This window comes from Streptomyces sp. NPDC047081, assembly GCF_040643775.1.
Lineage (GTDB): Bacteria > Actinomycetota > Actinomycetes > Streptomycetales > Streptomycetaceae > Streptomyces.
Window position 1 is genome coordinate 228,071 of the sequence record NZ_JBEYUY010000005.1, and the last position, 19,826, is coordinate 247,896.

A 19,826-nucleotide genomic window follows, 5' to 3' on the forward strand; every position below is an offset into this window, starting at 1 on the left:
GGGTGACCACCTCCGCTGCCGACGGTCGCGCACCCTTGGCCGCGTTGACAAACCCGTTTGCCGAAACTGCAATGGGCCTCATGAATGACGACACGGACGAGGTGCTCGCCGAGGTCGGGCCGCGGCTGCGCCGTATCCGCAAGGAGCGGGGTGCCACGCTCGCCGGGCTGTCGGCGGCGACCGGGATCTCGGTGAGCACGCTGTCGCGGCTGGAGTCCGGGCTGCGCAGGCCCAGCCTGGAGCTGCTGCTGCCGATCGCGCGGGCGCACCAGGTGCCGCTGGACGAGCTGGTCGGGGCGCCGCCGGTCACCGACCCCCGGGTGCGCGCCGAGCCGCTGGTCCGGCACGGGCGGACCTTCTGGCCGCTGACCCGGCAGCCGGGCGGCCTCCAGGCGTTCAAGGTGCTGGTCCCGCAGCGGGCGGAGGAGCCCGAGCTGCGGACCCATGAGGGGTACGAGTGGCTGTACGTGCTCTCCGGGCGGCTGCGGGTGGTGCTCGCCGAGCACGACGTCGTGATGACAGCGGGGGAGGCGGCCGAGTTCGACACGCGGGTGCCGCACTGGTTCGGGTCGACGGGGGAGGGCCCGGCGGAGTTTCTGAGCCTGTTCGGGCCGCAGGGGGAGCGGATGCACGTGCGGGCCCGGCCGAAGAAGGCCTGAGCTCCTCGTACGCTGGTCGTCGTGTCGCCCGCCCGTCTGCGCCGTGTCGCCGTCCTCGTCCTCGAAGGGGCCAAGCCGCTCGATGTCGGCATCCCGGCACAGGTGTTCACGACCCGCGCGAGCATGCCGTACGAGGTACGGGTGTGCGGTGCCGCGGCCGGGCTGGTGACCGGCGGTGACGGGCTTGCGTACCACGTCGCCCATGGGCTCGACGCGCTGGAGTGGGCCGATGTCGTCTTCGTGCCCGGTTATCGGTTCCCCGACCGGGAGGATCCGCCGCGGGCCGTCGTGGACGCGCTGATCGCCGCCCATGAGCGGGGCGCGCGGCTCGCCGCGATCTCGACCGGCGCCTTCGCGCTCGCCGCCACAGGGTTGCTGGACGGCCGGCGGGCCACCACGCACTGGCACTACACGCGGGCGCTCGCGGAGAAGCATCCGCTCGTCCAGGTCGACGAGAACGTCCTGTTCGTCGACGCGGGCAGCGTGCTGACCTCGGCCGGCGCCGCGTCCGGCATCGACCTGTGCCTGCACATCCTGCGCGGCGATCTCGGGGTCGCCGCCTCCAACCACGCGGCCCGGCGGCTGGTCGCGGCGCCCTACCGCAGCGGGGGTCAGGCGCAGTACGTGCCGCGCAGCGTGCCCGAGCCGCTCGGGGAGCGGTTCGCCGCAACCCGTGAGTGGGCGCTGCACCGGCTGGGCGAGCCGCTCGGGCTTGATGTTCTAGCGCGGCATGCGGCGGTCTCGCCGCGGACGTTCTCGCGGCGCTTCGTCGAGGACACCGGGTACACGCCGATGCAGTGGGTCATGCGGGCCCGCATCGACCGGGCCCGTGAGCTGCTGGAGCGCTCGGAGCTGAGCGTCGAGCAGATCGCGGTCGACGTGGGGCTGGGGACCGGGTCGAATCTGCGCGCGCACTTCCAGCGGATCCTCGGGACGACGCCGAGCGAGTACCGGCGGACGTTCACGCGAGGCGAGTGAACAGCGGGTGAGGTCGCCGGTCAGCCCAGCGAGGCGCTCGCCGCACGCAGTTCGTCCAGGGCCGCCAGGGTGTACCCGGCGAGGTCGTCCGTGCCGTCACGGTCACCCTCGGACCATTGGGCGTATCCCCGTTTGAAGGCGAGGAGGCCCAGCTCGCCCGCCAGGGCCGCGATCGGATCGGGTGTGCCGCGAGCGACCAGAGCGCTCGTCATCGCGGCCGCGAGGCTGACGCTCTTGAGCGCGTCGCGCTCCTGGAGCTCGGCGCTGGCGGCGACGGCCGCCTTCAGCCGGGGCGCGAGCTCGCGGCTCATGGGGCCCATCGCGCTCGAGGCGCGCTCCAGACCGGCGGCCACCGCCTCGAGCGGGCTGGCGTCAGCCGGTGCGTCGGCGATCCCCTCGGTCAGCAGTCGGCTCAGCGTCTCCTGTCCGGCCACCAGCAGCTCGCGCTTGTCGGGGAAGTGCCGGAAGAAGGTGCTCTTGGTGACTCCTGCGCGCTCGGCGATCTGCGCGACCGTCGTGGCGTCGTAGCCCTGCTCGGTGAACAGGTCGACGGCCGCCACGACGAGGCGTTCGCGTGCGCCTGGTTCCCATCTGGCCATGGTCACCATCCTAGGTGATGGGACTCTTGTCCCATCACTGCGGTAGGGTGATGGGACAAGAGTCCCATCACTTTGGGGAGTTTTCCCATGCGCGTTTTCGTCACCGGCGGTACCGGTCTGATCGGTTCCGCGGTCGTCGCCGAACTGCTCGCGGGCGGTCACACCGTCCTCGCGCTCGCCCGCTCCGAAGCGTCCGCGCAGGCCGTCGAGGCGGCCGGTGCCGAGCCGCTGCGAGGAGCCCTCGCCGACCTGGACACCCTTCGTGCCGGCGCCGCCGGGGCCGACGGGGTGATCCACCTGGCCTTCGGCAACGACTTCAGCAGCCCCGAGACCCTCGCGAAGAACGTCGCCGAGGAGAGCGCCGCCCTCAAGGCCCTCGGCGAGGAACTCGTCGGCAGCGACCGTCCCTTCGTCACCTGCTCGGGTACGCCCCACGTGCCCGGCCGCGCCTCCACCGAGGCCGACACGCTGATGATCGAGGGGCCGGTCGCCGGTCGTGGTCGTGCGGTCACGTCGGTCCTGGGCCTGTCCTCGCGCGGGGTCCGCAGCAGCGCCGTACGCCTGCCGCGCACGGTGCACAACCAGGGCACGGGCGGATTCGCCGGCCTGCTGACCGACATCGCGCGCCGGACCGGAGTGTCCGGCTACCCCGGTGACGGCACACAGCGCTGGCCGGCCGTGCACGCGCTCGACGCCGCCGTCCTCTTCCGGCTCGCCCTGGAACAGGCGGAAGCGGGTACGTCCTGGCACGCCGTGGCCGACGAGGGGGACACGGTCCGCGACATCGCCGCGGTCATCGGCCGACGGCTGGGCCTGCCGGTCGAGTCGATACCGGCGGAGACCTTCGGCCCCCTCGGCCCGATCTTCGCGAGCGATCAGCCCTCGTCCAGTGCGCACACCCGGCAGGTGCTCGGCTGGGAGCCCAGGCACCCCGGCCTTCTGGAGGACCTGGAGAAGAACATCCAGCCCTGACCGGTGACGTCGAGGCCTTGGCGTGATCCTTGCGAACCATGGCGCTCACGCCACGGCCACGGCCGGACCCCGCGCGCGAACCTGGTGGTGACGAACCGAAGGGACACCATTCATGACTCGCATCGCCGTCAACGGATTCGGCCGCATCGGCCGCAATGTGCTGCGCGCCCTGCTCGAACGCGACAGCGAGATCGAGGTCGTCGCCGTGAACGACCTCACCGAGCCCGCCACCCTCGCCCGCCTCCTCGCCTTCGACTCCACGGCCGGCCGGCTCGGCCGCCCGGTGACCGTCGACGGCGACACCCTGGTCGTCGACGGCCGGCGCATCAAGGTGCTCGCCGAGCGTGACCCGGCGCAGCTGCCGTGGGCCGAGCTCGGCGTCGACATCGTGCTGGAGTCGACCGGCCGCTTCACCTCCGCCAAGGCCGCCCGCGCCCACCTCGACGCGGGCGCGCGCAAGGTGCTCGTCAGCGCGCCCTCGGACGGCGCCGACGTCACCCTCGCGTACGGCGTCAACACCGAGGCGTACGACCCCGAGCTGCACACCATCGTCTCGAACGCGTCCTGCACGACCAACGCGCTCGCCCCGCTCGCCGCCGTACTCGACGAACTCGCCGGTATCGAGCACGGGTTCATGACCACGGTGCACGCCTACACCCAGGAGCAGAACCTCCAGGACGGCCCGCACCGCGACGCCCGACGGGCCCGCGCCGCCGGCGTCAACATCGTGCCGACGACGACGGGTGCCGCGAAGGCCATCGGCCTCGTGCTGCCGGGCCTCGACGGGAAGCTGTCCGGCGACTCGATCCGGGTGCCGGTCCCGGTGGGTTCGATCGTCGAGCTGAACACCACGGTCGCCCGTGACGTGACCCGCGAGGACGTGCTGGCCGCCTACCGCACCGCCGCCGAGGGCAGGCTGGCCGGCGTCCTGGAGTACTCCGAGGACCCGCTGGTGTCGTCCGACATCACCGGCAACCCCGCCTCGTCGATCTTCGACTCGGCCCTCACCCGCGTCGACGGCCGCCACGTCAAGGTGGTCGCCTGGTACGACAACGAGTGGGGCTTCTCCAACCGGGTGATCGACACGCTGGAGCTGCTCGCCGCAGGCTGACCGGCCTTCCCGGAACACGGGGCGGGCGTCGGGTTTCGACCCGGCGCCCGCCCTTTGCGCTCCACTGTTCCCTGATGGGCAAGCGACCGCTTAGTATGCGTTGGACCCCGGTACGACCCCGGTCATGACTCCGGTACGACAACGCAGTCCCGTGGAGGCACCGCATGCAGGCATGGCAAGTGCACGAGAACGGCGAGCCGAGCGAGGTGATGCGGCTCCAGGAGGTGGAGACGCCCACGCCCGGCGACGGCCAGGTGCTGCTGAAGGTGCGTGCCGCGAACATCAACTTCCCGGACGTCCTGATGGCCCGGGGCCAGTACCAGGTGCGCCCGCCGCTGCCGTTCACGCCCGGCGTGGAGATCTGCGGCGAGACCGAGGACGGGCGGCGGGTCATCGCGAACCCCGCGCTGCCGTACGGCGGTTTCGCGGAGTACGCCGTCGCGGACGCCGCCGCTCTGCTGCCCGCGCCGGACTCGCTGGACGACGCCGAGACCGCGGCCCTGCACATCGGCTACCAGACGGGCTGGTTCGGCCTGCACCGCCGGGCCCACCTGGAGGCAGGGGAGACACTGCTCGTGCATGCCGCCGCGGGCGGGGTCGGCAGCGCGGCCGTGCAGCTCGGCAAGGCGGCCGGGGCGACGGTCATCGGTGTCGTCGGCGGCGCCGACAAGGCCGCCGTGGCCCGGGAGCTCGGCTGTGACGTCGTCGTCGACCGCAAGAGCGAGGACGTCGTCGCCGCGGTCAAGGAGGCCACCGGCGGCCGGGGCGCCGACGTGATCTACGACCCCGTGGGCGGCGACGCCTACACCCAGTCCACCAAGGTCGTCGCCTTCGAGGGCCGGATCGTGGTCGTCGGCTTCGCGAGCGGTGTCATCCCGAGCCCGGGCCTCAACCACGCCCTGGTCAAGAACTACTCGATCCAGGGCCTGCACTGGGGCCTGTACGGCACCAAGAACCCCAAGCTGATCGCGCACTGCCACGAGCAGCTCACCGAGCTGGCCGCGCGCGGCGCCATCAAGCCGCTGGTCAGCGAGCGCGTCCCGCTGGACGGTGCCGCGGCCGCCGTGCAGCGCGTCGCCGACGGCGTCACCACCGGGCGGGTCGTCGTCGTCCCGTCCCTCGCGAACGGAGCCGCCGCATGACCGACGCAGCCGAACTCCAGCGCCGCACCGCCGAGTTGCTGGCCGCGTATCCGCCCACCCGTCTCCCACCACCGCCCTCAACCGAGGGCCCTGCGGGCCCGCTCCCCTCGTCTGCCACCACCGACCGGCTCGACTTCCTGCGGGCCCGCTTCGACGCGGGGCTCGCCTGGGTGCACTACCCCGAGGGCCTCGGCGGACTGGGCGCGCCCCGCTCCCTCCAGGCCGTCGTGGACGCCGAGCTGGAGGCCGCCGGCGCGCCCGACAACGACCCGCGGCGCATCGGCATCGGCCTCGGCATGGCCGCGCCGACGATCCTCAAGTACGGCACGGACGAGCAGAAGCAGCGCTTCCTGCGGCCGCTGTGGACCGGCGAGGAGGTCTGGTGCCAGCTCTTCAGCGAGCCCGGCGCCGGGTCCGACCTGGCCGCGCTCGGCACCCGGGCCGTCCGTGAGGGCGAGGACTGGGTGGTCAACGGGCAGAAGGTGTGGACCTCCAGCGCCCATCTCGCCCGCTGGGCCATCCTCATCGCCCGCACCGACCCGGACGTGCCCAAGCACGCGGGCATCACCTACTTCCTCTGCGACATGACCGACCCCGGCATCGAGGTCCGCCCGCTGCGGCAGATCACCGGCGAGGCCGAGTTCAACGAGGTGTTCATCACCGACGTCCGCATCCCCGACTCCCGCCGCCTCGGCGAGATCGGCGACGGCTGGCGGGTCGCCCAGACCACGCTCAACAACGAGCGCGTCGCCATCGGCGGCATGCGGCTGCCCCGCGAGGGCGGCATGATCGCCCCGGCCGCCAGGACCTGGCGCGAACGCCCCGAACTGCGCACCCACGACCTGCACCAGCGGCTGCTGAAGCTCTGGGTCGAGTCCGAGGTCTCCCGCCTCACCGCCGAGCGCCTGCGCCAGCAACTGGTCGCCGGCCAGCCCGGCCCCGAGGGCGCCGGCATGAAGCTCGCCTTCGCCCGCCTCAACCAGGAGATCAGCGGCCTGGAGGTCGAACTCCGCGGCGAGGAGGGCCTGTTGTACGACGACTGGACCATGCGCCGCCCGGAACTGGTGGACTTCACCGGCCGCGACGCCGGCTACCGCTATCTCCGCTCGAAGGGCAACAGCATCGAGGGCGGGACCACCGAGATCCTGCTGAACATCGTCGCCGAACGCGTCCTGGGCCTGCCGGCCGAGCCGCGCACCGACAAGGACGTCGCCTGGAAGGACCTGGCCCGATGACTGACCTGCTGTACTCGGAGGAGGAAGAGGCACTGCGGTCCGCCGTACGGGACCTGCTCGCCGACCACTGCGACGCGCCCGGCGTCATCGCCCGCACCGAGTCCGACGCCCCGCACGACCTCGCGGCCTGGAAGGCCCTCGCCGACGGCATGGGCCTCGCGGGCCTGCTGGTGCCCGAGGACAAGGGCGGCCAGGGTGCCACGCACCGCGAAGTCGCCGTGGTCCTGGAGGAGTTGGGGCGCGCGGTCGCCCCCGTCCCCTACCTCACGAGTGCCGTCGTCGCCACCGAAGCGCTGCTGGCCTGCGACGCCGACGACCTGCTCGCAGAGCTGGCCTCGGGCCGCAGGCTCGGTGCCGTCGCCGTCGCGCTGAACGTCGCCCCGGGCGGCGCCTACAAGGTCGTACGGCATGAAGAGGGCATGCTGCACGGGGAGTTGACCTCCGTCGCGGACGCGGCGGTGGCCGACGTGCTGCTGGTTCCCGCGGACGACGGCGGGCTCTACGCCGTGGACGCGGCCGACGCGACCGTCGTCCCGCAGGTGTCCCTGGACCTGACCCGGCCGCTGGCGACCGTACGGCTGGACGGCGCGCGCGGCCGGCTGCTGGGCGATGCCGAACCCGCCGTACGACGGGCCCTGCGGTCCGGGGCGGGGTTGCTCGTGTCCGAGCAACTCGGTCTCGCCGACTGGGCGTTGACCGAGACCGTGCGCTACCTCAAGGAGCGCAAGCAGTTCAACCGGCCCGTCGGCGGCTTCCAGGCGCTCAAGCATAGGCTGGCCCAGCTGTGGCTGGAGGTCGTCAACCTCCGTGCCGCCGCGCGCAACGCGGCCGACGCGTTGGCCACCGGTGCGGACGTGGACCTGGCGGTGGCCGTCGCCCAGGCCTACGCGGCGCCCGTCGCCGTACACGCCGCCGAGGAAGCCCTCCAACTGCACGCCGGCATCGGCATGACCTGGGAGCACCCGATCCACCTCTACCTCAAGCGGGCCAAGGCCGACTCGATCGTCTACGGCACCGCCGGCGCCCACCGCGCCGCGGTGGCCGAACTCGTCGACCTCCAAGCCCCCTGAAATCAACCAGATGAAGCCCGCCCCACCTGGGGCGGGCTTTTTCGTGCGCCCGCGCCGAAGGAGTGAACGAGCGACGGCAGTCCGGCCAACTCCTGGCATGTACAGGTTCATCGGTGCTTGTCCGGCCTCATACTCCCTGTGGTTCCGACCCGCCCCACAGGGAGGCAGCGCATGTCGATCGTCACCCGCCGCAGAGCCCTCACCACCCTCGGCGCAGCCGCCGCGGTCGTGCTCGCCCCGCCCGCGGGCAGCGCCTTCGCGAGTGAACAGAGGCACCGGCCCCGCCCGTTGTGGCGCGCCCACGCCCACAACGACTACGAGCATCCCCGCCCGCTCTTCGACGCCCTCGACCACCGCTTCGGCAGCGTCGAGGCCGACATCTTCCTCGTCGGCGACCAGCTGCTCATCGGCCACACGGTCGACGACCTGGACCCGACCCGCACCCTGGAGTCCCTCTACCTCGACCCGCTGTCCCGGATCGTCAAGGCCAACCACGGCTCCGTGTACCGGGGTTACCGCCACCCGCTGCAGCTGCTGATCGACATCAAGACCGAGGGCTCGTCCACTTACCTGGAGCTCGACCGCCATCTCCGGCGCTACAAGCACCTGTTCACGACCTACGCCCACGGCCGGGTGCACCCGGGTGCGGTCACCAACGTGATCTCCGGCGACCGTGCCGCCCGTGTCCCGATGGAGGCGCAGACCGTGCGGCGGGCCTTCTACGACGGCCGGCTCACCGACCTCGGCACCTCGGCGCCCGCCTCCTTCATCCCGCTGATCAGCGACAACTGGCAGCTGAACTTCACCTGGCTGGGCGAGGGCGCCTTCCCCGACGCCGAGCGGCAGAAGCTGCGCGCCATCATCGGCGAGGCGCACAAGCGCGGGCAGCAGGTGCGCTTCTGGAACACCCTCGACCTGGCCGGTCCCGCCCGCGACGCGCTGTGGACCGAGCTGCTCGCCGCCGACGTCGACTACTTCAACACAGACGACCTGGTCGGCTTGGAGGCGTTCCTGGACGCCCACAAGGCGGCGTAGAACCACACGTTCGGGGGACAGGTCAGCGGCCCGAACCACGCCTCCGCTACGCCACACTTGCGGCCGAACGCCGCGAAACGGGCGTGGCGGAGGAGGTTGACGATGGCGATTTCCATCTCTGTGGTGCTGCTGCTCCTGATCCTGGCGGTGATCTTCATGCGCAACGGCGGGCTGAAGGTCTCACACGCCTTGGTGTGCGCCCTGCTCGGCTTCTTCATGGCCGGCACGAGCATGGCGCCCACCATCCACAGCGGCCTCACGGCGACCGCCGACATCGTCAGCAGCCTGCATCCGTGAGGCCGGCCGCGGTCAGGACGTGACGAACACCCCGATGCCGTTCGGCACGGGGCGTTCCGCGTCACCGGACGGGTGGTTGCGCACGGTCACGGTGCTCGCGCCCGCGGTCTTGGCGACCAGCGTGGTGGAGCCGCCGCCGTCCAGGCTGAAGGCGTCGGTAGAGCCCAACGCCTTCATCTCCGCGGCCACTTCGGCGATCGTCAGCCCAGTGCGGTAGGCGGGCGCACCGTCCAGCGCGAACAGCAGCAGCCGCTTCCCGCCGTCCGCGATGCCGACGGCCGTCCGCACGGCCGCGGTGTTGTCGTCGAGCCCGGCCAGCGGCTGACCGCCCTTGAGCACCGGGTAGCCGCCGAGCGCGAAGCGGTACGGGACCCCGGACTTGGCCGCCACGAGCCGGTGCGACACCTGCACCGGCTCGCCCTTGAAGAACTTCCGCAGCTTCTGCGCGCCCGCCTCCCGGCCGACGAGCACGGTCGTCCCGGCCGCGATCGCGCCCTTGCCCGGAGTGGCGGACGTCGACACCACCCGGCCGCCGCGGACCGCCACCTCGTACGTGTCCGTACTGCACGGCGCGGCCCGGTCGGTGTCCGTGCCGCAGGTGGCGCGGACCCGGGAGACGCTGCCCCAGTCCGAGGTGAACGCGCCGATCGAGCCCACCGGCAGCGCGTACTGGTTGAACCCGCCCAGCGGCAGCCGCCCGACCGGCGTGCGCACCGAGCCGGTCAGGGCCAGGCTGTCGAGCCGGGCCTTGCGGTCGGTGCCGACGCCGAGCACGTCCTTGGTGGTCGTGCCGGGCGGCAGCGACGGACCGAAGCGCTGCCCGTCGGGGACGGACGCCTTCAGCGCGCGCCCGCTCGCGATCGCCGGCCCGTCGGTCGAGCCGGTGGCCTCGACGCCGGGGTGCTGGGTCTCGGTGATGTTGAAGAAGTCGCCGTTGATGCCCGCGACGGCGCCCTGCGCGGTCGCCAGCTTGGAGACGGCGGCCCGGGCGGCCACCGCGCCCGGATACAGCAGGTCGAGGCGTACGTGCGTATTGCGCAGGTCGACGGTGAGCAGATGGGCGTGGGTCGGGCCCTTCGCCCCCTGGATGTCGAACTGCCGGTAGGTCACGCCCGCGGCGACCGTGGTGGCCGTGGGTACGCCGCTGGCCGGTGCCGCCCCCACCAGGGCCGCACCGGCCAGCGCGCCGAATGCCGTGACGAACGAGAGTACGGTTCTGCCGGATCTGCCTGGTGCGTAACGGTTCTGACGCCGCGTCACAGTCCCCCCTGAGGTCTCGTCAACTGTCCCAAATCTCAGGGGAAGTGCACCAGACGGCGATGACCGCCGCCGTGCCTACACGTCGACTACGCGAGAACGAGTGAGAAAACGCACCCCCTCGGGTGCCTCCAGTGAGAAGCCGCTCCCGCGACCTGGTACGACGTCCACGATCAGCCGCGTGTGGCTCCACACCTCGTACTGGCTGCGCGACATCCAGAAGGTCACCGGCTCCGGCACCCCCTCGACCTGCAACTCCGCGAGCAGCACGTCCGAGCCGCCGGTGCGGAACTCGCCCTCCGGGTAGCACATGGGCGCACTGCCGTCGCAGCAGCCGCCGGACTGGTGGAACATCAGCGGCCCGTGCGTCGCCCGGAGGCTGCGCAGCAGATCGGCGGCCGCGGGGGTGAGTTCGACACGCGGGGTCTCCTCATACATGCCTCCAGGGCAGCACGACCAAGGTTGCGAGGGGGTTGCACGGCTCACCCGGACGGCGGCGCGGCGGGAGTGTTAATCCGGCCGTCGCCGTGGCTCAACTGTCACAGTGGTGGCGGTTTTTGGGCGGCCGAGAGGCTCTCCGGCATGACGTCCAAGACCCGCCCCAGAACCCGGATCGCACGCGCCGCCGCCACCACGGCCGCCGCGCTCACCCTCGTGCTCACCCCGACCGGCCACGCCTCGGCCGCCTCCGGCCCGGCCCTACCGCTCGGCGACCCGGACCTCACGGAGACCCGCGGCAGCCAGGTCCTCGCCGACGGCGTCACGTTGACCCGGATCGTCCGCGGAACCGATCCCGCCCCCGCCGACCAGATCAACACCACCACCCGCGGACCCTGGGTGGTCGACGTCCTCACGATCGACCCGAGGAAGGCCCACGGCCACTTGGAAGCGACGTACGGGCCGGACCTGGCCGGGGTCGAGAAGACCACCGACCTCGTCCGCTCCTCCGGAGCCCTCGCCGGCGTCAACGCCTCCTTCTTCACCTTCACGGCCAGCGCCCAGTACCCCGGCGACCCGGTGGGACTCGGCCTGTACGACGGCAGGCTCCTCAGCGAGCCCACCACGGACCCCGCCGAGACCGACCTCGTCGTGGACGCCCGCAGCGGCAAGGCCCTGATGGGCCCGCTGAGCTGGACCGGCAGCATTCGGAACCGGCGCACCGGTGACACGCTCCCGCTGGAGTACGTCGACCATCCGCCCGTCGTCCCGGACGCCTGCGCCGCGCTGCCCGACCCGACGCGGTGCACCGTGCCCGGCGACGTCGTCGAGTTCACGCCCGAGTTCGCCGCCGCCACGCCCTCCGGCGCCGGCGTCGAGGTCGTCCTCGACCGGCGCGGCTGCGTGGTGCGCACGGCGACGGAACGCGGCACCGCACTCACGGCCGGACAGACCTCGCTCCAGGCCACCGGAGAGCAGGCGGCGACCCTGCTCCAGGTGGCCGGCCACGGATGCGTCAGCACCAGGTCCGTCCTGGCCGATGAGCACGGCCGGCAACTCCCCGCGCGTACCGGCCTGTTCGGCGTCAACGGCCGCTACCGGCTCACCCAGGACGGCAGGATCGTCGTACCGACAGGCACCGGCAGCTTCTTCGACCGCAATCCGCGCACCATCGCCGGCACCACCGCGACCGGCAGGATCGTGCTCGCGACGATCGACGGCCGGATGACCACCAGCGTCGGCACCACGATGAACGAGACCGCCGCCGTCGCCGCCGCGCTGGGCCTGCGCGACGCCGTGAACCTCGACGGCGGCGGATCCACGACCATGTCCGTCCGGGGCGACCTGGTCAACCGGCCGAGCGGCACGACCGAACGGGCCGTCGGCGACGCCCTCGTCTACATCGACCGCCTCTATCGCGGCTGAGCGCCGGCCACCGGAACGTTGTAGCCCTCCACCTGGAGCCTCGGCCGTGAGCCACCCGCAGCGTCGGCGGGCCAGGAGACGCCGATGAGACCGGACTCGCCGGGCAGCAGCCACAGATAGTTGTCGCTGTACAGCGCGGGCAGCACCCGGCGACCGGTCTTCGCGTCCCGCAGCGAGACACGCACCATCGCCGCGACCGAGGAACCGCGGTTGCGGAGACGGGCGGTGAGGCTGCTCCGGGTGCCCGACTGGCTCGTTCCCGTCACCTCCACGGAGACCCGGGTCCGTGGCATGCCGCTCAACGCCCGCATGTCGTCCGGCTTTTGGTAACGCCAGTACGTGTTGTCCGACAGCGCCTCGCCGCCTGCGCCGGTCAACCGGACTCTCAGCAGGTGGAAGTCCGGCAGCCCGGCCCGGTCCACGGTGAGCGTGCTCGTGGTCGAGGACGGCGCGATGTCGACCTTCTTGCGCTGTTCGGGGGTGAGTTGACGACCGGTCAGGTCGTAACAGCGGGCCGAGACCGTGGCGCCCTTGATCGCCCTCGGGGTGTGGTTGACGGCGATCACCCGCCCGTCCGTCGCACCGGCCTGCACATGCACCGGCTCACTGGCCTTGCGGGCGCCGTAGTACGCGCCGTTGACGTCGAAGTCGTAGTCGTACGTCTGCCACACCGTGCTGTACCAGGCGGGGTGGGACATCCACAGCATCAGCCCGCTCGCGTCGTCCCAGAGGTTGGCGTTCCAGGCCTCGAACATGGCGCGGTGGTTCTCGTAGTTGACGAACTGCGCCTTGCGGCAGAAGTCGTCGAGGTCCGTGGCCGTGCCGAGCCGTGACTCGATGGCCGCTCGGTAGTTCTGCGGCGCCTGATTCCCCCTGGTGCTCCAGTCGTGGTAGTACCAGGCACCGCCGATCGGCCACTCGGGTTCGTCGCCGACCAGCCCGCGCATCGTCTCGGCCGTCGGCACGACCGGCATCCCGATCTCGGTGTGGAAGCCGAAGCCGCCGCTGCCGTAGGTGGTGGGGGAGGAGTAGCGCTCCGGCTCGACCCAGCCGTAGGGCCCGCCGCCGGAGACGATCCCGCCCGCCGAGTTGCTCTGGTACAGCAGATCCGGCGCCTCGGCGCGCACGGCCGCCCGCATCCCGTCGTCGACCGGACCGGGCGGATTCCCCTCGTTCGCGCCGCACCACACGACCACGCCGGGGTGGATGCGGTACCTGCGCACGGTGTCCTGCGCGAGGTCGAGGAAGGCCTTGTGGTCCGGCGGGTCCATGCCCCAGGCGTTCGGGAAGTCGTTCCACACCAGGAGCCCGTGTTCGTCGCAACTGGTATAGAACTCCTCGCGGTTGCTGCTGCCCACCCAGTTGCGGATCATCGTGAAGTTCATGTCCCGGTGCATCCGCACCGCCGCGTCCATGCGCGCGGCCGGCATACGGCGCAGCAGCTCGTCCCAGCCCCAGTTGCCGCCCCGGCAGAACACCCGCACACCGTTGACGCTGATCTTCAGCGGCACGGTCGAGTTGTCGACGGTCTTCACGTCCGTCCAGCTCTCGCCGTCGTCCGAGACCTGGATCGTGTACGTCCTCGCGTACGCCGTCTCCCAGAGGAGGGCCACGCGGTCGAAGGCCACCGAGGAGCCGAGGTCGACCTGGATCCACTGGTCGTCCTCGAACGCGGAGGACCAGCGGGTGTCGGGATTCCCGTCGGTCGCGTTCGAGGCCGGGTTGCCCGGGTCGTCGACCGAGGAGGCCGAGGCCTGCTTGTGCAGGGCGAGGTCGGTGTCCGGCGAGGCGCTGTCCAGCACCGAAAGGCTCCACAGGGAGGAGCCCCAACTGGTCGCCCTCGTACGGCAGAAGACCCGGAGGTGCCGGGCCGTGCACGCCGGGAAGTCCACGTTCTGCAGGCTCGCGGAACCACTCGTCCGGAACGGCAGCGGAACGGCCGTGTTGTCGACCGGGGCCGTGTCCGTCCAGGTGTCCCCGTCGTCGGAGACCTGGACCGTGAAGGTCTTCGCGTACGCCCGCTCCCAGGTGATCACCACCCGGTCGAAGGAGACCGACGACTCCAGGTCGACCTCGATCCACTGGTCGTCCTCGAAGGCCGAGGACCAGCGGGTGCCCGGATCGCCGTCGGTCGCGTTGCCCGGCTGGTTGGCCGGGTCGTCGACCGAGGAGGCGGTGGCCTTCTTGTGGAGGGCGAGGTCGTTGTCGGGCGCCGAGCTGTCGGCGACCGTCAGGGCCCACATCGACGAGCCCCAACTCGTCGCCCGCGTACGGCACATGACTCGCACGTACCGTGCCTTGCGGCGGGCGAAGGTCACCGTCTGGGCGTAGGCGTCGCTGCCCGACTGGAAGACCAGCGGGACCTCGTACTCGTAGCCGAACTGGCGTATCCCGAACCGGGTCGTGCGCCGGTCGCTAGGTTCGCCGCCGACCGACGCGGTGAGGGTCAGGTCGTGCAGGGCGGGGGAGCCGTAGCCGTTGGGCCACCACAACTTCGGGTCGCGGAGGCGGAGTTCGGGGTGGTCGGCCGGGGCAAAGGTGACGTCTGCCGTCCCGCCGCCGGGGACCGGCACCGTCCGGCTCAGGCGTACGCCGTCGAAGGCCGCCGTGACCGTGACGCTCCTGGCGGCGGAGTCCGCGTTGCGCACCGGGACCACGATCGTCAGCTCGGCCGTACCGGTGTCGGGCAGGTCGGGCAGGCGGGTGTCGACACGCGGGTCGCCGAGGACCGCGGCGCCCGTCGAGCGCAGCCGGACATGGTTCCAGATCCCGGCGGCCCGGTCACGCACCGCGGGCATCCAGTCCCAGCCCGAAGAGGCCAGATACGTCGGGGAGTTGCGGTTCATCATGTTCGCGCCGGCGTCCACGAAGGCCAGACCCGCCGGGCCCTTGTCGCCCGGGCTGCCCGGGAACGGCATGGGCGTGATGCGCACGGCCAGCGCCTGCTCGTCGGCACCGAGCAGCTCCGTCACGTCGAAGGCGGCACGCGCGAAGGGGAAGGTCACATCGCCGACCCGACTGCCGTTCAGCCACACCTCGGCCTTGTGGTTGACCCCGTCGAACTCCAGCCAGACCCGACGACCGGAACCGGTGCGCAGCCCCTTGGGGAGCGCGAAGGCACGCCGGTACCACCACGAGTGCCGGGAAAGCGCCTCCGGGGCGTGGAGGTTGTTGAAGCCGGACACCGGGTCGGGCAGCTTCCCCTGGTCCACCAGCGAGGTCAGCACAGTCCCCGGCACGGTGGCAGGCAGCCAACGACTCGTGTCCACCGCGGACTTGGACAGCTCCGCGCCGTCGCCGTCCGCCCAGTCGTCCATGGTGAGGTCCCAGCCGGACACCAGCGGGACCGTGCCGTCCGCGGCGATCTTCAGCGCCGGGGGCGTGCGGTGGTGGGTGCCCCAGTCGGTCCAGCCGGTGACGTGCGGGCGTGCGGTGCGGCAAGTGCCGTACACCTGAAGGCCGTTGAGCCCGAGCGGGTTGGTGTTGGAGCGCTTGTGGACCGTCATCCGGACCCAGCGGGCCGTGACCGGCTGGGGGAGGCTGATCTCGACGCTGCCGCCCTTGCCGGAGTCGGTGCGGTACACGGCCGTCCACGTCCGCTGGTCCCGCGAGGTCTCGATGACGAAGTCGACGGCGCAGCTGGAGAGGATCTCCTGGCCTGTGGTGTCGTTGCGGGGGTTGCCGCCGGGGGCGTCCACGTACGGCGGGTCGTCGGCCGTCGCCTCGAAGGTGAGGCGGAGCGACTCGATCTCGCACTGCGCCTGGAGGTCGACGGAGATCCACTGCGGGTCGCCGGGGGCGGCCCGCCAGCCCGTGCCGCGCACTCCGGCGGAGTCGACGCCGTCCACCGCGAACTCGGCGGGCGTGGGCGCGTAGTCCGTGGAGGAGACGGTGACGGGGCGGTGGGTGGCGAGATCACCGGGCTGGCCGGAATCCGATGCCAGGGCCTCGGTGGGAAGGGCCGCTTCGAGGCCGAAGCTCGCCAGGAGCGTGGCCCCGGTGGAGAGTACGGCGCGGCGGGACGGTCTGTAGGGCTCGTCTGACATGAACTGCGGCTCCGATCACGGACGTTCACCTCTGACAACGTTGCCAAACACTGCATGCGGGCTCGGATCGTGTCAAGGGTTCCGGCAGGGTCGGCAGCCCTGTTTAAATAAATTAGGAATTAATGTTGACAGGGTTTCGGCCACGGGCCACAGTCGTCGCCGTGACGACTTCACACCCGCACAGACTGGCCATGACCGTCGCGATCGCGACCGTTCTCACTGTCACAGCCACCCCCGCCGTCGCGGCACAGAGCGCTGACGACCAGGGCGCGCCCGCGTACTACGACAGCGGCCTCGCACCCACGCCCTACATGGGCTGGAACACCTACTACGGCCTCGGCGCTCCCACCGAGAAGGAGGTACGCGCCGTCGCCGACCGGCTCGTGAGCAGTGGTCTGCGCGACAGCGGCTACGACATCGTGTGGCTGGACGGCGGCTGGCAGGCCGACAACCCCCGTGACGCGCAAGGGAACTTGGTGGCCAACCCGGTCCGCTTCCCGTCCGGCATCCCCGCCCTCGTCTCCTATCTGCACAAGCGCGGACTGCGCGCCGGCATCTACACCGACGCCGGCACCTACGACGGCGGCAAGAGCTGCGGTCTCGGCAGCCGCGGCCACTACGAGCAGGACGCGCGGCAGTTCGCGAACTGGAAGATCGACGCCGTCAAGGTCGACTTCCTGTGCGGGATCGGCGCCAAGCTCGATCCGGGGCCGGCCTTCAAGGAGTTCAGCGACGCGGTCGCCAAGTCCGGCCGGCGAATGCTGCTCAACCTCTGCAACCCGCTCACCGACGACTGGGGCCTGCCGCACACCCCCGAGCAGGACGCCCACAACACCTACGTCTACGCCCCGACGATCGCCGACTCGTGGCGCACCGGCACCGACATCGCCTGGGGCACCCCGAGCCCCGGTCAGTGGCCCAACGTGCTGCGCAACATGGACGCCAACGCCTGGCACCCCGAGGCCCAGGGGCCCGGTCACTACAACGACCCCGACTACCTCATCCCCATGCGGAAGATGACCGATGGGTCGTACGAGCTGACCCAGGAGGAGTCCACCAGCCAGTTCGTGATGTGGGCCGAGATGGGCTCGCCGCTGGTGCTCGGCTCCGACCCGCGCACGCTCTCGGACTCGATGCTCGCGACTCTCCGCAACCCGGAGATCATCGCCGTCGACCAGGACCCCCTCGCGGTCCAGGGCGTACGGGTGGCGACGGACTCGGTGGGCGACGTCTACAGCAGGGTCCTCCAGGGACAGGGGCGGCGGGCGGTCGTGCTGCTCAACCGGTCCGATCAACCCGCCCTGCGGACCGTGCAGTTCGCGGACGCCGGGCTCGGCGGGCCGGTGCGGGTGCGCGACCTGCGGGCACGCGCCGACCGGGGCACGCACACGGGGTCGTACACCGTCGAGGTCCCCGCCCACGGCACGGCGTTCCTGAAGCTGACCGGTGCCGATGCCCTGCCCGGTACGAGCCTGGGCGAGAAGACCACGGCGAGCCCGGCCGTGGTGAGCGACGGCTCCGTCTTCTTCCGGGGGCCGCACGGCTCGCTCGCCGAGAAGGACGCGGCCGGGAGGGTGCAGGACCTCGGCGGGCCCGCGCAGGGCAGGATCCTCGGCCAGCCCGCCGCCTACGCCTCCGCCGGCGGCCGTATCGACGTGTTCGTACGCGGCACCGACAACCGCGCCCACCGGCGGATCTTCGCCGACGGACGCTGGGGCCAATGGCAGTCCCTGGGCGGGGAGTTGACCGACGCGCCGTCCGTCGCCTTCACCGATCCCGGGCACTGGACGCTGTTCGCGCGCGGCGCCGACGGGGCGGTCGTGCAGCGCGGGCCGGCCACCGGCTGGTCGTCGCTCGGGCTGCCGGGCGACCGGCCGACGTACGGCAGGCCGTCCGCCGTCGTCGACAGCCAGGGGCGCGTCCATGTCGCCGTACGCACCGCGGCGGACGACCTCTGGACGCGGTCGCGGGACACCTCGGGACAGTGGTCGGCGTGGTCCTCGCTCGGCGGGACCGTCAGCGGGAGTCCGACGCTGGTCGCCGTCGGCGACGCGGTCGTGCTGTACGCGCGCGCCGCGGACTACACGCTCTGGCAGCAGCGGTACGCCGACGGCGCCTGGCAGGGGTGGAGCAAGCGGCAGGAGTTCCCGAGCGCCGCGTTCGACGGAGCGCTCGGCGCGGTCGCCGGGGCGGACGGAGCCGTGGACGCGGTGTTCCGCGGAGTCGACGGCCACCTGCACCGGACCGAATTCAAATAAATTAGGAATCAATCATGGCCAACCTCCAGACCGGCCGACGCCGGTTCCTCGCCGGGCTCGGTGCCGCGGGGACAGCCGCGCTGCTCGGCGGCTGTGTCACCTCGACCTCCTCCGGCAAGAGCTCCTCCAAGGGCGATGTGACCCTCCAGTCCAACCTCTCCGCCCCGCAGGCCAAGGCCGCGATGGAGGACATCGTCGCGGCCTACGGCAAGAAGGGCTCCGAGCGCGCGAGCCTCAACACGGTCGCCGCGGAGACCTTCCGCACCCAGCTGCCGACCTACCTCACCTCGGCCAACCCGCCGGACGTCTACACCTGGTACCCCGGCTCGGTCGCGGACGCCTACGCCAAGAAGAACCTGCTCCTCGACCTCGACGAGGTGTGGAGCACCTCGCCGGACCTGAAGAAGTACTCGAAGGCCCTGAACTCGCTGTGCACCTCAAGCGCCGGCAAGAAGGTCTTCGTGCCCACCACCTACTACTGGTGGGGCATGTTCTACCGGAAGTCCAACTTCGCCAAGTGGGGCGTGAGCGAGCCCAACAGCTGGGACGACTTCCTCGACCTGTGCGACAAGCTCAAGTCCAAGGGTGTCGCCCCGATCGGGCTCGGCGCCGGCGGCAACACCCCGTGGGTGGCGTCGGCCTGGTTCGACTACCTAGACATCCGGATCAACGGCGCCGACTACCACCGCCAACTCCTCGCCGGAAAGCACCGGTTCACCGACCCCGAGGTGCGCAAGGTCTTCGACCGCTGGCAGGAGGTGCTGCCCTACTTCGACCCGAACGGCGTCGCCATCCCCTTCCAGGACGCTACCACCGCCCTGCTCAACGGCCACACCGGCATGATGCTCATCGGCACCTTCTTCGCCGACGCGGCGCCCAAGAACGCCCTCGACGACATCGACTTCTTCCGCTTCCCCGTCATCGACGCGAAGATCCCGCTCGCCGAAGAGGCGCCCACCGACGGCTACTTCGCCAGCGCCCGTACCGGCCGCCGCGACCAGGTCTACGACCTGATGAAGTACCTGGCCACCGCGGAGGCCCAGGAGCTCTACATCAAGGGCTCGTCCGGGACCGTCCTGCCGTGCAACCCCGATGCCAAGGACGCCGGTACGGCTCTCGTGAAGAAGGGCCGTGAGCACATCCAACAGGCCGCGGAGATAACCCAGTTCTTCAACCGGGACTCCAGCGACGCCCTCCAGCCCACCGCCGACACCGCGCTCACCAAGTTCCTGGCCAAGCCCAAGTCGATCGGCTCCATCCTCACCGACTGGCAGCGCGACGCCGAGAAGATCTGGAACGCCTGA

General features: G+C 71.4%; 16 protein-coding genes. 12 read left to right on the top strand and 4 right to left on the bottom strand.

Annotated features, from left to right (window positions below; all coding sequences use genetic code 11):
- The first annotated feature begins 80 nt into the window (after positions 1-80).
- Entirely contained in the window at positions 81-659 is a 579-nt protein-coding gene (locus tag ABZ848_RS11830) for an XRE family transcriptional regulator (RefSeq protein ID WP_360829236.1), read from the top strand.
- 21 nt (positions 660-680) lie between these two features.
- The gene (locus tag ABZ848_RS11835) at positions 681-1,637 is read left to right on the top strand and encodes a helix-turn-helix domain-containing protein (protein ID WP_360829239.1); all 957 of its coding nucleotides are present in this window, start codon (positions 681-683) and stop codon (positions 1,635-1,637) included.
- 20 nt (positions 1,638-1,657) lie between these two features.
- Here the strand turns inward: ABZ848_RS11835 and ABZ848_RS11840 are convergent, their stop codons facing one another.
- Complete coding sequence (locus ABZ848_RS11840; RefSeq protein ID WP_360829242.1) at positions 1,658-2,236, bottom strand: helix-turn-helix domain-containing protein; 579 nt, start codon at positions 2,234-2,236, stop codon at positions 1,658-1,660.
- A gap of 87 nt (positions 2,237-2,323) precedes the next feature.
- Here ABZ848_RS11840 and ABZ848_RS11845 point away from each other — a divergent pair, with 87 nt between their 5' ends.
- From ABZ848_RS11845 to ABZ848_RS11875, 7 genes are all read left to right on the top strand, one after another.
- Positions 2,324-3,208, top strand: coding sequence for an SDR family oxidoreductase (locus ABZ848_RS11845; protein WP_360829245.1), 885 nt, complete (start codon positions 2,324-2,326; stop codon positions 3,206-3,208).
- 112 nt (positions 3,209-3,320) lie between these two features.
- Positions 3,321-4,319 (top strand): type I glyceraldehyde-3-phosphate dehydrogenase, encoded by a 999-nt coding sequence (gene gap / locus ABZ848_RS11850; protein WP_360829248.1) that lies wholly within the window; start codon positions 3,321-3,323, stop codon positions 4,317-4,319.
- A 164-nt stretch (positions 4,320-4,483) separates the two neighbouring features.
- Positions 4,484-5,461, top strand: a complete 978-nt coding sequence (locus ABZ848_RS11855) for an NADPH:quinone oxidoreductase family protein (RefSeq protein WP_360829250.1) — start codon at positions 4,484-4,486, stop codon at positions 5,459-5,461.
- Positions 5,458-6,696, top strand: coding sequence for an acyl-CoA dehydrogenase family protein (locus tag ABZ848_RS11860; protein ID WP_360829253.1), 1,239 nt, complete (start codon positions 5,458-5,460; stop codon positions 6,694-6,696). Before ABZ848_RS11855 ends, ABZ848_RS11860 begins: the two co-directional genes overlap by 4 nt.
- The gene (locus tag ABZ848_RS11865) at positions 6,693-7,766 is read left to right on the top strand and encodes an acyl-CoA dehydrogenase family protein (protein ID WP_360829256.1); all 1,074 of its coding nucleotides are present in this window, start codon (positions 6,693-6,695) and stop codon (positions 7,764-7,766) included. The genes ABZ848_RS11860 and ABZ848_RS11865 overlap by 4 nt, the downstream gene beginning before the upstream one ends.
- Before the next feature lie 171 nt (positions 7,767-7,937).
- On the top strand, positions 7,938-8,801 hold the full coding sequence (locus tag ABZ848_RS11870) for a phosphatidylinositol-specific phospholipase C/glycerophosphodiester phosphodiesterase family protein (RefSeq protein ID WP_360829259.1): 864 nt from the start codon (positions 7,938-7,940) through the stop codon (positions 8,799-8,801).
- Between the two features lie 102 nt (positions 8,802-8,903).
- Positions 8,904-9,098: a hypothetical protein gene (locus tag ABZ848_RS11875; protein ID WP_242777078.1), complete on the top strand. Its 195-nt coding sequence runs from the start codon at positions 8,904-8,906 to the stop codon at positions 9,096-9,098.
- 12 nt (positions 9,099-9,110) lie between these two features.
- Here ABZ848_RS11875 and ABZ848_RS11880 read toward each other — a convergent pair whose 3' ends face one another.
- Both ABZ848_RS11880 and ABZ848_RS11885 read right to left on the bottom strand, forming a co-directional pair.
- A complete protein-coding gene (locus ABZ848_RS11880) occupies positions 9,111-10,262 on the bottom strand; it encodes a phosphodiester glycosidase family protein (RefSeq protein WP_360829841.1) in 1,152 nt (383 codons plus the stop codon).
- Positions 10,263-10,433: 171 nt separating this feature from the next.
- Positions 10,434-10,793: a DUF779 domain-containing protein gene (locus ABZ848_RS11885; RefSeq protein WP_360829262.1), complete on the bottom strand. Its 360-nt coding sequence runs from the start codon at positions 10,791-10,793 to the stop codon at positions 10,434-10,436.
- Positions 10,794-10,937: 144 nt separating this feature from the next.
- On the opposite strand from ABZ848_RS11885, the gene ABZ848_RS11890 reads away from it, so the two are divergent.
- Positions 10,938-12,218: a phosphodiester glycosidase family protein gene (locus ABZ848_RS11890; RefSeq protein WP_360829266.1), complete on the top strand. Its 1,281-nt coding sequence runs from the start codon at positions 10,938-10,940 to the stop codon at positions 12,216-12,218.
- On the opposite strand, the gene ABZ848_RS11895 is transcribed toward ABZ848_RS11890, so the two are convergent.
- The gene (locus ABZ848_RS11895) at positions 12,206-16,264 is read right to left on the bottom strand and encodes a discoidin domain-containing protein (protein ID WP_360829269.1); all 4,059 of its coding nucleotides are present in this window, start codon (positions 16,262-16,264) and stop codon (positions 12,206-12,208) included. The genes ABZ848_RS11890 and ABZ848_RS11895 overlap by 13 nt on opposite strands.
- A 191-nt stretch (positions 16,265-16,455) precedes the next feature.
- Between ABZ848_RS11895 and ABZ848_RS11900 the strand changes: the two genes are divergently transcribed.
- Both ABZ848_RS11900 and ABZ848_RS11905 read left to right on the top strand, forming a co-directional pair.
- Positions 16,456-18,522 (top strand): glycoside hydrolase family 27 protein, encoded by a 2,067-nt coding sequence (locus ABZ848_RS11900; protein ID WP_360829843.1) that lies wholly within the window; start codon positions 16,456-16,458, stop codon positions 18,520-18,522.
- Positions 18,523-18,536: 14 nt separating this feature from the next.
- A complete protein-coding gene (locus tag ABZ848_RS11905; protein WP_360829272.1) occupies positions 18,537-19,826 on the top strand; it encodes an extracellular solute-binding protein in 1,290 nt (429 codons plus the stop codon).

Bases quoted from the DNA above. Each gene is read 5' to 3' on its own strand.
- ABZ848_RS11830 (WP_360829236.1), top strand. From the start codon at position 81: ATGAATGACGACACGGACGAGGTGCTCGCCGAGGTCGGGCCGCGGCTG.
- ABZ848_RS11870 (WP_360829259.1), top strand. From the start codon at position 7,938: ATGTCGATCGTCACCCGCCGCAGAGCCCTCACCACCCTCGGCGCAGCC.
- ABZ848_RS11865 (WP_360829256.1), top strand. From the start codon at position 6,693: ATGACTGACCTGCTGTACTCGGAGGAGGAAGAGGCACTGCGGTCCGCC.
- ABZ848_RS11890 (WP_360829266.1), top strand. From the start codon at position 10,938: ATGACGTCCAAGACCCGCCCCAGAACCCGGATCGCACGCGCCGCCGCC.
- ABZ848_RS11900 (WP_360829843.1), top strand. From the start codon at position 16,456: ATGACCGTCGCGATCGCGACCGTTCTCACTGTCACAGCCACCCCCGCC.
- ABZ848_RS11885 (WP_360829262.1), bottom strand. From the start codon at position 10,793: ATGTATGAGGAGACCCCGCGTGTCGAACTCACCCCCGCGGCCGCCGAT.
- ABZ848_RS11845 (WP_360829245.1), top strand. From the start codon at position 2,324: ATGCGCGTTTTCGTCACCGGCGGTACCGGTCTGATCGGTTCCGCGGTC.
- ABZ848_RS11895 (WP_360829269.1), bottom strand. From the start codon at position 16,264: ATGTCAGACGAGCCCTACAGACCGTCCCGCCGCGCCGTACTCTCCACC.
- ABZ848_RS11855 (WP_360829250.1), top strand. From the start codon at position 4,484: ATGCAGGCATGGCAAGTGCACGAGAACGGCGAGCCGAGCGAGGTGATG.
- gap (WP_360829248.1), top strand. From the start codon at position 3,321: ATGACTCGCATCGCCGTCAACGGATTCGGCCGCATCGGCCGCAATGTG.
- ABZ848_RS11875 (WP_242777078.1), top strand. From the start codon at position 8,904: ATGGCGATTTCCATCTCTGTGGTGCTGCTGCTCCTGATCCTGGCGGTG.
- ABZ848_RS11860 (WP_360829253.1), top strand. From the start codon at position 5,458: ATGACCGACGCAGCCGAACTCCAGCGCCGCACCGCCGAGTTGCTGGCC.
- ABZ848_RS11840 (WP_360829242.1), bottom strand. From the start codon at position 2,236: ATGGCCAGATGGGAACCAGGCGCACGCGAACGCCTCGTCGTGGCGGCC.
- ABZ848_RS11905 (WP_360829272.1), top strand. From the start codon at position 18,537: ATGGCCAACCTCCAGACCGGCCGACGCCGGTTCCTCGCCGGGCTCGGT.